Below are 12801 nucleotides of genomic sequence, written 5' to 3'. Positions count from 1 at the left end.
TTGATAATCCCTTTACATATAGATACTTAGCGGCACGAGGAGTGGTTTATGGACGTCATCGGTCTTCTGCGCGAACTGCGCGACTTTGGCGGTGCGCCGCGTACTCGCGGCCTTCCGGACGCCACCATTGCCCGCTTCGCGGCGACGGATGCCACCCTGGTCAAGGCCATCGAGGATGCCGTGGCCTATCACCGCGCCCTGCGCGACGACATGGCCGATTTCCTGCGCTTGGACGAAGCCGGGCAGATCCATAGCGCGCAGTCCGGCCTGGTCAACTTCTACCCCGATGACTGCGTGAATCCGTACATGCCGGCTGCTGCGCGCGGCCCGTGGATCGTCACGCTCAAGGGTGCCGTGCTGCACGACGACGGCGGCTACGGCATGCTCGGCTTCGGTCACAATCCGGACCGCGTGCTCGAGGCGATGTCCCGGCCTCAGGTGATGGCCAACGTCATGACGGCCAACGTGTCGCAGCTGCGCCTGTCGGATGCGCTGCGCAGGGAGCTTGGCCGCAACCGTGGTGGCAGCCCCTACTCCCACTTCCTGTGCCTGAATTCCGGCTCGGAATCGGTGACGCTGGCCGGCCGTATCGCCGACGTCAACGCGCGCCTGATGACCGATCCGGGCGCACGCCACGCCGGCCGCACCATCAAGCGTCTCGCAGTGAAGGGGGCTTTCCACGGCCGCACCGAGCGTCCCGCCATCTATTCCGATTCGTCGCGCCGCAACTATCAGCAGCACCTCGCCAGCTTCCGCAACGAGGACAGCCTGATCACGGTGGAACCCTACAACGTGGCCCAATTGAAGGCCGCGTTCGCGGAAGCCGACCGCCAGGGCTGGTTCATCGAGGCGATGTTCCTCGAGCCGGTGATGGGCGAAGGCGATCCGGGCCGTGCACTCACGCCGGAGTTCTACGCCGCCGCACGCGCGCTCACCCGCGAGCACGGCACGCTGTTGCTCGTCGATTCGATCCAGGCCGGCCTGCGTGCGCATGGCGTGCTGTCGATCGTGGACTACCCGGGCTTCGAGTCGATGGAAGCGCCGGACATGGAAACCTTCTCCAAGGCGCTCAACGCCGGCCAGTATCCGCTGTCCGTGCTGGCGGTGACCGATCGCGTGGCCGGGCTGTACCGCAAGGGCATCTACGGCAACACGATGACCGCGAACCCGCGCGCGCTCGATGTGGCCGTCGCCACGCTGGACGAACTGACCGATGACGTCCGCGCCAACATCCGCGAGAAGGGCCAGGAATTCCTGAAGAAGATGGAGGCGCTGAAGAGCGAGCTCGGCGGCCTCATCACCAAGGTACAGGGCACCGGCCTGCTGTTCTCCTGCGAGTTGGCAGCCGAATTCAAATGCTACGGCGAAGGCTCCACCGAGGAGTACATGCGCGAGCGCGGCATCGGCGTGATCCACGGCGGCGCGAACTCGCTGCGTTTCACGCCGCACTTCCGTGTTACCAGCGCAGAGGTGGACCTGATCGTGGAAGAGATCCGCCATGCGTTGAAGGAAGGCCCGCGCCGCAGCGCTTCGACCAAGGCTGCCTGACGGTAGGAGCGCACCCTGTGCGCGACAGCTTTTCGCGGAAGCCTTGAAGGCTGGCGCGAAAGGCTGTCGCGCACAGGGTGCGCTCCTACAACATCGGCGGTAAGCTCCTCCAGCCGGATTCGCCCGGCCTCACGTGGGGTTCGCCATGCGTACGCAGCTTCGTGTCCTTGCCGTCGTTTCCCTGTTCCTGTTCGCCGCCGGCACTGTCGCCGCGCAGCAGATGCCCGCCAAGAAAGACCTCACTCCGCAGCAACAGCGGATGAGCACCTGCAATTCGCAGGCCTCCGGCAAGGCCGGCGACGAGCGGAAGGCCTTCATGAGCAGCTGCCTCAAGGGCGAGCAGCCGGCCAAGACCTCGCAGCAGGACAAGATGAAGTCCTGTAACAAGGACGCTTCCGCGAAGAGCCTGAAGGGCGACGAGCGGAAGAGCTTCATGAGCAGTTGCCTGAAGAACTGACCCCCAACCGAAAGCCTGCGCCCATGAAGATCGTCGAAGTCCGTCATCCCCTCATCCAGCACAAGCTCGGCCTCATGCGCCGGGCCGGCATCAGCACGAAGGAATTCCGCGAGCTGGCTTCCGAGGTTGCCGCCCTGCTGACCTATGAGGCCACGGCGGATATGGAAACGGAGTGCAAGACGATCGACGGTTGGGCCGGTCCGGTCGAGGTCACCCATATCAAGGGCAAGAAGGTAACCATCGTACCGATCCTGCGCGCCGGCCTGGGCATGCTCGGCGGCGTGCTGGAGCTGATCCCTTCGGCGAAGGTCAGCGTGGTGGGAATCCAGCGTGATGAGGAAACGCTGGAACCGGTGGCGTATTACGAGAAGCTCAGCGGCGGGATGGCCGAGCGCACGGCGCTCATCGTCGACCCGATGCTTGCCACCGCCGGCACGCTTGTCGCCACCGTCGACATGCTCAAGGCCGCGGGTGCGAAGCGGATCAAGGGCCTGTTCCTCGTGGCGGCGCCGGAGGGGCTGAAGCGCATCGAGGCGGCGCATCCGGATATCGAGATTTACGTGGCGTCGATCGACGAACGGTTGAACGAGCTGGGCTACATCCTGCCGGGGCTTGGCGATGCGGGCGACAAGATTTTCGGGACCAAGCAAAAGACAAGCTGACGTAGGAGCGCGCCATGCGCGCGACAGCTTTTGGGGCCGCGAGCCACAGGGCCTGCTGCTCCTCGCGAAAACCTGTCGCGCGCAGGGCGCGCTCCTACAAGTCGGTGATTCCGTCACATCCCGCTGTCACACAACGGGGGCACACTCGCGCGGTGGGCTCGACAGGGGGAAACGCCACGCAGGGGATGCGCGGTGCTTCGGGTCGCACACAACCCTAACGACTCGAGGGACTTCGAATGCGTTTGACCACGTCACGGCGCGCCTCATGGGCGGCGCTGGCAGGCCTCATGGCCGTATCGTCGCTGCAAGCGGCGGATCTCTCCATCACGCAGTTCCGCGTTCGCGGCCCCAGCGGCGGCAATGACGAATTCGTGGAAGTACAGAACACCGGCACGGCCGTCCTGGACGTCTCCGGTTACAAGTTGAACGGCTCCAACGCAAGCGGTACGACCAGCACGCGCCTCACCTTTCCGGCCGGCACCTCGGTGGCACCGGGCTGCTTCCTGCTGCTGGCGAATACCGGCGCCTCCGGTTACTCCGGCAGCGTCACGCCTGACCTGAAGTACACCACCGGCGTCACGGACGACGGCGGCCTCGCGCTGATGAACACCTCGGGCACCATCGTCGACCAGGTGGGCCTGAGCACCGACTCCGCTTATAAGCAGGGTACCCCCCTCGCCAGCCTCGGCAGCGCGAACAGCGACCAGGGCTACGGCCGCAAGGTGAATGGCGCCGGCCTGCCGCAGAACAGCGGCGACAACTCGGCCGACTGGGTCAAGGTCGCCCCGACCGTACCGCGCGCCAGCACCTCGCCCTGCACCGTACAAGGCCTGAGCATGTCGATCGCCGATGCGACCGTCAGCGTGCGCAACGGCGACGACCAGCAGATGCCGTTCACGATCACGCTGAGCGAGCCCGCTTCGGCCGACGTCACCGTCCACGCCGCCACGGCCGACGACACCGCCACCATGGCCGCGGGCGATTACAACGCCGTCGATACCTCGCTGAGCATTCCGGCCGGCACCACGAGCACGAAGCTTAACGTGACCGTGCACGGCGGGAAGGCCGCGGGTCCCGACAAGGTCTTCCGCGTCAACCTCACCGATGCCGCGGGCGGCGACGTCACGATCGCCAAGGGTTCGGCGGTCGGCGCCATCCTCAACGAAATTCCGGTCGCCGCCGAAATCTGGCAGGTCACCGGCCGCGGCCAGGTCTCGCCGCTGCTCGGCAAGCGCGTCTCGACGCACGGCAACATCGTTACCGCCGTGGGCCCCGCGGGCTTCACGATGCAGACGCCGGACGACCGCGCCGACGACGATCGCCTCACCTCCAACGGCATCTACGTGTTCATCAGCACGTCGCCGACGGTAAAGATCGGCGACATGGTGGACGTGGAAGCCACGGTCGACAACTACTTCAACCTGCCGGAACTGAAGAACGCCGACATCACCAGCACGAAGCATGGCGTGCGCCTGCCGAAGGCCGTGATGTTCGGTGACAAGGCTCCGTCGTCGGATCCGAACGCGCTGTCGTGCGGCGACACGAACTTCCAGTGCTACGTGGGCATGCGTGTTTCGATCGACAACGGCATGATCACCACCGGCAACCTGCGCTTCAGCAACGAGTCCTTTGCCGAGGTGTACATCGCCGCCAACGGCAAGCGTTCGCTGCGCGAGCCGGGCGTGCGTTACACCGTGCCGGTGCCGGATGGCGTGAACCTGCCGAACTGGTCGGGCAATCCGCAGGTGTTCAAGATGAACACGGCCGACTTCGGCGCGGTCGCCGCGAACACGCCGTTCAACGCAGGCACCACCTTCCGCGCGGAAGGCGTCATGTCCTATGCGTTCGGCATGTACACGTTCATCCCGACGACGATCGACATCAAGAAGGCGGCCACGCTGCCGCGGGCGGTGGATTCGCGTCCGTTCTACGCTGTGCGCGTAGGCGCGCTGAACACCGAGCGCTTCTGCGATACGGACTTCAACACCGTCTTCACCTGCAGTGGCGGCGACAAGGAACCCACGGCCGACGAGGTGAAGCTGAAGACGCAGCGCCTGTCCGCCTATATCGGCAGCGTGCTGAAGCTGCCGGACATCCTCTCCGTGGAGGAAGTGAAGAGCCTGCAGGTGCTCCAGGGCCTGGCCAGGCAACTGGGTGACGATTACCCGGCGCAGTACGAGGCGATCCTGCAGCCGGGCCATGACCCGAGCGGTATCAACGTGGGTTTCCTGGTCCGTACCGACCGCGTGCGCGTGCTCGACGTGCGCCAGCTCGGCGCCGACGAGACCTGGCAGGACGGTGGCGAAACGGCCTTCGTGCACGACCACCCGCCGCTGCTGCTGACCGCCGAAGTCCCGTCGATCGTCGGTCGCATGCGCATCAACGTGATCTCGGTGCATCCGAAGGCACGCCAGAACGTGGACAAGACCGGCACCACCGCCGATCGCGACCGCGAGAAGCGCTTCCTGCAGGCTAAGTCGCTGGCGGTGCAGGTACAGGCGATCCAGACGGACCGGAAAAACCTGCTGGCTCCGCTGCTGGTGGTGGGCGACTTCAACTCGTACCAGTTCAGCGATGGCTTCACGGACGTGGTCGGCCTCATCGCCGGAAAGTACGACGATAGCCAGAATCTTCTGAAGCTGGGCAAGAACCTGGTGAAGCCGACGCTCTGGAATGCCGTGGATTCGGTGCCCGAACAGGATCGCTACTCGTTCCTGTTCACCGAGAACTTCGGCAACATCCAGGGCCAGGCCCCGCGCCAGGTACCCACGCACCAGGTACTGGACAACGCGCTGCTGAACACCGTCGCGCGCGGCCTGTTCCTGAAGATGCAGTACGGTCGCGGCAACCTCGACGCGCCGGTGCAGACGATCGACGATTCGGCGTCGGCCACCGGCGTGCAGAAGGCGATCGGCTCCTCCGACCACGACGGCTTCGTGGTGGACATGGTGACGCTTCCGCTAAGCTTGTTCTGATACAAGCGAGGTGCCCGGTACCCCGGGCACCTCGCTTCCTGAACCATCGGAACAAGGAGGCACCGCGATGCCGTCGCGCTGGAAGCAATCTCTGGGCCTGGCCCTTTTTTCCACCCTGCCTATCCTCGCGCTCGCCGCGCAGAAACCGGCGACGCCGCTCCGTTGTCCCGCCGATACTGTCACCGTGCAGGTATTGGGCTCCAGCGGCCCCATCGCCGAAGGCATCGGTGCCGCCGCCAGCTATCTCGTTCGCATCGATGGCGTTCCGCGCCTGCTGATCGACGCCGGTCCGGGCTCCTTCCTGCGCTTTGGCGAAGCCGGCGCCACCGTCGCCACGCTGCAGGGCATCGCGCTCAGTCACCTGCATGCCGACCATACGGTGGACCTTCCAGGCATTCTCAACATGGGTGCCTTCGAAGAGCTCGGTCCACGCCTGCTCCTGATTGGCCCCAACGGTGCAGGACGCTTTCCGGGCACGATCGATTTCGTGCGCAGCCTCATATCCCGCGACAACGGCGCGTGGCGCTACCTGGGCGGTTACCTCGATGGCGCCGAAGGAAGCCCGCAACTGGACATCCGCGAGGTAAAGGCGGACCAGCAGGACGATCCGCCAAAGCGTTTCGCCATCGGCCCCGACATGTTCCTCACCGCGATGCCGGTCCACCACGGAGACGTCCCTGCCCTGGGCTTCCTCGTGGAGGCGAAGGGCAAGACGGCCCTGTTCGCCGGCGACCAGAACGACGAGAGCGAAGCTTTCGCATCACGCCTCGCGGGAAGGAAGCCCGATCTCATGATCGTGCACCACGTGATCCCCGAAGGTCCTGGCCAGCCCATCGGGTTGCATCGCTCGCCCACGTCGCTGGGCGAACTCGCCGGCGGGGTGGCGCCCCACCGGCTCGTGCTCGCGCACAACATGAAGCGTTCGCTGGACAGGCTCGACGAGGGCATCGCCGCCATCCGCACCCATTACAAGGGTGTGTTGGTCGTCGCCCACGATCTCGACTGCTATGGCCTCGGCAAATAGTTTTTAGCCGGCGAAGCGATTCGTCGCTTTCACCAGTTCGCGCGTGATGCCCGGCTCGAACGCCGAATGCCCGGCATCCTGCACGATGCGCAGGTCCGCTTCCGGGAAGGCGCGGTGAAGGTCCCACGCGCTACGTGCCGGACACACCACGTCGTAACGGCCCTGCACGATCACGGTCGGGATGTGTCGGATCTTGTGCACATCGCGAAGCAGTTGGCCGTCGACCACGAAGAAGCCGGCGTTGACGAAGTAGTGGCATTCGATGCGCGCGAAGGCCAGCGCGAACTCGTCCTCGCCGCTGGACGCCATATGGCCTTCATCCTGGTAGAGATAACTCGTCGCCGCCTCCCATACCGACCATGCACGCGCCGCGGCGACACGTACCGCCGGATCGGTGCTGGTCAGGCGGCGGTGGTAGGCGCTGATGAGGTCGCCATGCTCGGCCTGCGGGATCGCGGCAAGGTAGTGTTCCCAGGCGTCCGGGTACAGCGCGTCGCAGCCTGCCTGGTAGAACCACTCCAGTTCCGAGCGACGTAGCGTGAAGATGCCGCGCAGCACCAGTTCCGTGACCCGGTCCGGATGGGTTTCGGCATACGCCAGCGCCAGGGTCGAACCCCAGGAACCGCCGAAGACCTGCCAGCGGTCGATGCCGAGGTGCTCGCGCACGCGCTCGATGTCGGCCACGAGATCCCAGGTGGTGTTGTCGGTCAACTCCGCGTGGGGCGTGGACTTGCCGCAGCCGCGCTGGTCGAACAGGACGATGCGGTACTTCTTCGGGTCGAAGAAGCGCCGGCAGCGCGGATTCGTGCCCGCGCCGGGTCCGCCATGGAGGAAAACGACGGGTTTGCCGTCCGGATTCCCGCTTTCCTCGAAATACAGCGTATGCAGCGACGAAACCTGCAGCATGCCTCTGTTGTAGGGTTCGATCGCGGGGTAGAGGTCGGGGGATTCCTGGGGCATGCAGACGTTCCTCTGGCGTGGAGAAAAGGCCTAGGCTACAACAGCTTGCCGGGATTCATGATGTTGTTCGGGTCCCAGGCCGCCTTGATGCCGCGCATCAGCGCGATTTCCGCTTCGCTGCGCACGCTGCTCAGCCAGGGTTTCTTGACCAGGCCGATGCCGTGCTCGGCCGAGATGCTGCCGCCGTGACGAATCAGGGTTTCCACCAGCAGCGTGGTCACGTGTTCGCACTGTTCGACGAACACGGCGTTGTCGAGTTCTGTGGGCTTCAGCACGTTGATGTGCAGGTTGCCGTCGCCGATGTGGCCGAACCAGACCACGTCGAAGTGCGGATACTCCGCGGCGAGCAAGGCCTGCATCTCTTCCATGAATGCCGGTACCGCGGAAATCCGTACCGAGACATCGTTCTTGTACGGCTTGTGCGGCGCGAGACTCTCGGTGATGCCTTCCCGCAATCGCCACAAGGAAGCGGCCTGCGCGTCGCTCGAGGCGATCACACCGTCCACGACCCAACCCTCGCCGGTACAGAACTCGAAGAACGCCAGCGCATCGGCTTCGGCTTGCCCATCCACGGCGTCGAACTCGGTGACGACGTAGAAGGGATGTTCTTCCTCGAACGGCTTCTGTGCGCCATGCGCGAGGACGTGCCGCAAGGCCTCATCAGTGAAAAATTCGAACGCTTCCAGTCTCAGGCGGTGCCGCGCCTCGGTGAATACCTTCATCAAGGCATCCATCGCCGGCACGGCCAGCAACATCACCTGCGACGGGGGTGGCAGCGAAGTAAGCGACAGCGTGGCCTCGACGACGATGCCGAGGGTGCCTTCGGAGCCGATCACCAGGTGGCGCAGATCGTAGCCCGACGCGTTCTTCACCAGGCCGCGGTTGAGGTCGAGCACTTCGCTCGTGCCCGTCACCACTTTCAGGCCGGCAACCCACTGTCGTGTATTGCCGAAGCGGATGACCCGGATGCCTCCCGCGTTGGTCGCGATGTTCCCACCGATCTGGCAGGAGCCGCGCGCGGCGAAGTTCACCGGATACAGCAACCCGCGCTCGCGCGCCGCGTTCTGCACCGCCTCGAGGGCCATGCCCGGTTCGACGGTAAGCGTGCGGTCGATGGGATCGAAGCCGAGCACGCGGTTCATCCGGTCCAGGCTGACCACCAGTTCGCCTTGTGCCGCCACGGCACCGCCGGAGAGACCGGTGCGCCCGCCCGACGGGACGATCGCCACCCCATGCCCGTTCGCCCAGCGGACGATGGCCTGTACTTCCTCGACGGAGGCTGGCCATGCGATGGCCAGCGGCGCCGGCGTCCAGCGCCGGGTCCAGTCGCGACCGTGATGCTCCATGTCGCCCGGGTCCACCGACAGTTTCAGGGCAGGTAGCAGGCGGGTCAGCTCGGCCAGGCGCGGGTCGGTCATGGGAGTCTCGCTCTGTGTTCCGTCGAGGGTGCCAGTCCCTTGGGTGCACTGCAACATGACCGTCACGATCTGGCATAGTGAGGCCCCCCAACTCGGAACAGAAGCGCCGGCCATGAAGCGTACCTCGTACCCGAAGGAAGACATCAAGGTGCTCCTGCTCGAGGGCGTCAGCCGCAGCGCGCTCGACATCTTCAGCCAGGCCGGCTACTCGCAGATCGAGTTCCACGAGAAGTCGCTGTCGGGCGACGACCTGCTGGAGCGGATCGCGGATGCGCACATCGTCGGCATCCGTTCGCGCACCCAGCTCACGGCCGAGGTGCTAACCGAGGCCCGCCGGCTCATCGCCGTGGGTTGCTTCTGCATCGGTACGAACCAGGTCGATACCGCCGAGGCAGAACGGCTGGGCGTCCCCGTCTTCAATGCACCCTACTCGAACACCCGCAGCGTGGCCGAGCTGGTGATCGCTGAAACCATCCTGCTGGTTCGGCGCATCCCGGAGAAGAACGCGCAATGCCATCGCGGCGGCTGGTCGAAGTCCGCCGCGGGCAGTTTCGAGGTTCGCGACAAGGTGCTGGGCATCGTCGGCTACGGGCACATCGGCACCCAGGTGGGCGTGCTGGCCGAATCGCTCGGCATGCGCGTCATCTTCCATGACATCGAGCCGAAGCTGTCGCTGGGTAATGCGCGCGCGGCCGCCAGCCTCGACGACCTGCTCGAGCGCGCCGACGTGGTGACCCTCCACGTACCTGAAACGGTGCAGACGAAGAACCTCATCGGTGCGACCGAAATCGCGCGGATGCGACCTGGCTCGATGTTGGTGAACGCTTCCCGGGGTACCGTGGTCGACATCGACGCACTCGCCGCCGCACTGCATACGAAACACCTTGCGGGCGCAGCGATCGACGTGTTTCCGGTAGAGCCCAAGGGCAATGACGATCCCTTCGTCTCGCCGCTGGTGGGCATGGACAATGTCATCCTCACCCCGCACGTGGGCGGCAGCACCGCCGAAGCACAGGAAAATATCGGCATCGAGGTAGCGTCGAAACTGGTGCGCTACAGCGACAACGGCGGCACGCTGTCGGCGGTGAACTTTCCCGAGGTGTCCCTGCCCGGCCACCCCACCAGCCGCCGTCTGCTGCATATCCACCGCAACATCCCCGGCGTGCTGTCACGCGTGAACGAGGTGTTCTCCCGCGAAGCGGTGAACATCGACGGCCAGTACCTGCAAACCTCGCCGCAGGTCGGCTACGTAGTGATCGACGTGACCACCACCGAGGAGCACGCCGTGGCCCTGCGCAACGAACTCGCGGCCATCGACGGCACGCTCAAGGCACGCGTCCTTTACTGAACCGGGACGGGCACGCTGTCCAACTGCTGCTTGTCCCCGCATGGGACTTCCTAGAGGACGGCTGGCTGCACAGCCGCGGAACTGGTCGGGAACGTTCCGCTGCGCGAGACGCGAACGATCTATGCGCGCTGGGGAAACTGGTTTGCCTGGCTGGATGTGGCCGGAGCGCTGGCGCTCGCAGGGATCAAAATGACTGAGCCCAGGGCCGAAGCGGGGATCGCGAAAGGCGTCGCCGACAGGGTCGGCTCCTACCGAGCGAAGGCGTGGCTGTCGCGAGGGTTTTCGCCGCTGAGGCGGCTTCCACACAAAGCACGCAACGCATCGGCGTGCGATACGTCCAAGCTCATCTTGCACGACGCCTCACCGGTCGGGGCCAGCAGCCGTCGCCCTCGCCGCGATGTCTGGAGTCGAGGGCGTTCGGGCGGACAAGGCCCGTCAGGGGGCCGGCCTGGATGGCCGGCCGTCTTCGTCGAGCCATGGATGGCGAGTCGAAGACCCCCGCCCGGACGCCCGGGTCCGCCGGGGCGCCAGCCATCAGACACTGCCGCGCAGCGGCCTCCTTTTCCAAGGAACGACGTAAGCCTTCGCGGCGAGGGCGACGGCTGCTGGCCCACCCGCCACGCACAAGCGCCGATGCGATGGCGAAGCCGAGCCGCAGAAGCCCCTCGGTAGTGCGTGAAGAATCGGGTAGGGAGCCGGAATATTCCGGCCCCCTCCTACACCACCGTACGTGCGGTTCCGCATACGGCGGTTCACGAGTGACGCTAGAGATGCCGGCTGCTGTCCACCAATGAGACCAGCCGCTGCCGGTCGAAGAAGCGTTTCGGGAAGGCATGGTTCATGTGGCTGGCACCGCTGTTCCACCACGGGCCCTGCCCGTTGCGGGCCGAGTGCCAGGCCCTTGCCTCCGCCAAACCACTTCGGCGCAGTAACACAGTACGCCGCTGACGCGTCCTGGCTTGCCGCCATATCAGGCAGCGCAGCCGACGCCGCAGCCATCCGTCAAGTTCCTTCCATACCGTTTTGCTCTCGCTGAGCTGGAAGTAACCCATCCACCCCCGAAGCACCGGATTGAGTGTCTCGATGGTGCGGACCAGGCTACGTCCGCGGCCCTGACGCAGTAACGCACGCACTCGGCCAGTCAGACGGGCCACGCTTTTTGGCGCCACCTTGAGTCTGATCCGGCCGCCCACGCGAGTCAGCGTGTAACCCAGGAACGTTCGCTTCCAGGGCCGGGCACAGGCGCTCTTCGCTTCGTTGACGCGCAGTTGAAGACGCTCTTGAAGGAACGCCTTCATGCGCGCCATCACACGCCGCCCTGCCGCTTCGCTGCGGACATAAATGTTGCAGTCGTCGGCGTAACGGCAGAACGCATGCCCGCGCTTTTCCAGTTCCCGGTCCCAATCGGTGAGCAGGAGGTTCGACAGCAACGGCGACAGCGGTCCGCCTTGCGGCGTACCCCTTTCCCGTGCCGTTTCCACCCCCTCACGCATCAGGCCCGCTTCCAGATAGCGACGAATCAGCTTGAGCACGCGCTCATCCTCGATATGTCGGGCCATCCGCGACATCAGGATGTCGTGGTTGACCTGATCGAAGAACGCTTCCAGATCGATGTCCACCACCCATCGGCGACCGTCCTGCACGTACTTCCTGGCAGCACGGACCGCTTGATGAGCGCTTCGCCCCGGTCGGAAGCCGTAGCTCGATGCGGAGAACGTCGGTTCGACGATCGGTTGAAGGACTTGCAGCAGCGCCTGCTGGATCAGTCGGTCCAGTACCGTGGGGATACCTAGCGTTCGCATCCCGCCCGAAGGCTTGGGGATGTCCACACCACGCACCGCCGAGGGCATATACCGTCCTTCCCGCAAGGCGGCCTTTACGCTGGGCCAGTGCATCTTCAGCCAGTCCTTCAACGATCCCACCGTCAGGCCATCGACCCCCGGTGCGCCACCGTTACGGACCACTTTCTGATACGCCAGCCACAGGTTACCGCGCTCGACCACGGCTTCCATCAGCCGTGGCATCTCCGCTTTCGTTTGCCCGGCTTCCGCCGTGATCGACTCCGCACCTCGCGATCCGCCTTCGGGATACTGTCCCGCCTCCGGATCACCGGCCCCGGTTGCCCGGGCTTCTGCATCGCTATCGCTCATCGAGGTGTAGCCGTCCTAATCGCGGTCTCTCGTGTTCGGCCCTTCGGTCGTACCGCACCTACTATGGCCTCGGCTGACTTCTCGCTCCGGTTCACACCGTCGGGCTTTCACCCATAAAGCGAGATCTCCCCGGGTATGACGCACCTGCCTTCCCGCTTATGCCTGTCGGATTTACGCCGCGCCGTCCGTGCAAGTACCGGGCTTTGGCAATTTGGGCTACCTCACCCCGACGCGTCGCCTCATATCCGCTTCCTGTTCG

At 65.1% G+C, this 12801-nt stretch carries 9 protein-coding genes; 6 read left to right on the top strand and 3 right to left on the bottom strand.

What is annotated here, in order from left to right; genetic code table 11:
* Positions 1-48: 48 nt before the first annotated feature.
* From VGM71_RS10575 to VGM71_RS10555, 5 genes are all read left to right on the top strand, one after another.
* Positions 49-1548: an aminotransferase class III-fold pyridoxal phosphate-dependent enzyme gene (locus tag VGM71_RS10575; protein WP_331544839.1), complete on the top strand. Its 1500-nt coding sequence runs from the start codon at positions 49-51 to the stop codon at positions 1546-1548.
* A gap of 145 nt (positions 1549-1693) precedes the next feature.
* Complete coding sequence (locus VGM71_RS10570; RefSeq protein WP_345786174.1) at positions 1694-2005, top strand: PsiF family protein; 312 nt, start codon at positions 1694-1696, stop codon at positions 2003-2005.
* 23 nt (positions 2006-2028) lie between these two features.
* Complete coding sequence (gene upp / locus VGM71_RS10565) at positions 2029-2667, top strand: uracil phosphoribosyltransferase (protein WP_331544837.1); 639 nt, start codon at positions 2029-2031, stop codon at positions 2665-2667.
* 236 nt (positions 2668-2903) lie between these two features.
* Positions 2904-5642 carry a lamin tail domain-containing protein gene (locus tag VGM71_RS10560; protein ID WP_331544835.1) on the top strand — a complete coding sequence of 913 codons (2739 nt, stop codon included), beginning with the start codon at positions 2904-2906 and terminating at the stop codon, positions 5640-5642.
* Between the two features lie 67 nt (positions 5643-5709).
* The gene (locus VGM71_RS10555) at positions 5710-6666 is read left to right on the top strand and encodes an MBL fold metallo-hydrolase (RefSeq protein ID WP_331544833.1); all 957 of its coding nucleotides are present in this window, start codon (positions 5710-5712) and stop codon (positions 6664-6666) included.
* A gap of 3 nt (positions 6667-6669) precedes the next feature.
* On the opposite strand, the gene pip is transcribed toward VGM71_RS10555, so the two are convergent.
* Positions 6670-7626, bottom strand: coding sequence for a prolyl aminopeptidase (gene pip, locus VGM71_RS10550; RefSeq protein WP_331544831.1), 957 nt, complete (start codon positions 7624-7626; stop codon positions 6670-6672).
* Between the two features lie 35 nt (positions 7627-7661).
* Positions 7662-9044 (bottom strand): FAD-binding oxidoreductase, encoded by a 1383-nt coding sequence (locus tag VGM71_RS10545; RefSeq protein WP_331544829.1) that lies wholly within the window; start codon positions 9042-9044, stop codon positions 7662-7664.
* A 112-nt stretch (positions 9045-9156) separates the two neighbouring features.
* Between VGM71_RS10545 and serA the strand changes: the two genes are divergently transcribed.
* The gene (serA, locus tag VGM71_RS10540) at positions 9157-10392 is read left to right on the top strand and encodes a phosphoglycerate dehydrogenase (RefSeq protein ID WP_331544827.1); all 1236 of its coding nucleotides are present in this window, start codon (positions 9157-9159) and stop codon (positions 10390-10392) included.
* A gap of 764 nt (positions 10393-11156) precedes the next feature.
* Here serA and ltrA read toward each other — a convergent pair.
* Positions 11157-12542: a group II intron reverse transcriptase/maturase gene (gene ltrA, locus VGM71_RS10535; protein ID WP_331544825.1), complete on the bottom strand. Its 1386-nt coding sequence runs from the start codon at positions 12540-12542 to the stop codon at positions 11157-11159.
* Positions 12543-12801: the final 259 nt, after the last annotated feature.

Source organism: Luteibacter sp., from assembly GCF_036499525.1.
GTDB lineage: Bacteria > Pseudomonadota > Gammaproteobacteria > Xanthomonadales > Rhodanobacteraceae > Luteibacter.
This window is presented reverse-complemented; position numbering and strand designations above follow the sequence as displayed.

Bases quoted from the DNA above. Each gene is read 5' to 3' on its own strand.
- VGM71_RS10575 (WP_331544839.1), top strand. From the start codon at position 49: ATGGACGTCATCGGTCTTCTGCGCGAACTGCGCGACTTTGGCGGTGCG.
- VGM71_RS10570 (WP_345786174.1), top strand. From the start codon at position 1,694: ATGCGTACGCAGCTTCGTGTCCTTGCCGTCGTTTCCCTGTTCCTGTTC.
- upp (WP_331544837.1), top strand. From the start codon at position 2,029: ATGAAGATCGTCGAAGTCCGTCATCCCCTCATCCAGCACAAGCTCGGC.
- VGM71_RS10560 (WP_331544835.1), top strand. From the start codon at position 2,904: ATGCGTTTGACCACGTCACGGCGCGCCTCATGGGCGGCGCTGGCAGGC.
- VGM71_RS10555 (WP_331544833.1), top strand. From the start codon at position 5,710: ATGCCGTCGCGCTGGAAGCAATCTCTGGGCCTGGCCCTTTTTTCCACC.
- pip (WP_331544831.1), bottom strand. From the start codon at position 7,626: ATGCCCCAGGAATCCCCCGACCTCTACCCCGCGATCGAACCCTACAAC.
- VGM71_RS10545 (WP_331544829.1), bottom strand. From the start codon at position 9,044: ATGACCGACCCGCGCCTGGCCGAGCTGACCCGCCTGCTACCTGCCCTG.
- serA (WP_331544827.1), top strand. From the start codon at position 9,157: ATGAAGCGTACCTCGTACCCGAAGGAAGACATCAAGGTGCTCCTGCTC.
- ltrA (WP_331544825.1), bottom strand. From the start codon at position 12,542: ATGAGCGATAGCGATGCAGAAGCCCGGGCAACCGGGGCCGGTGATCCG.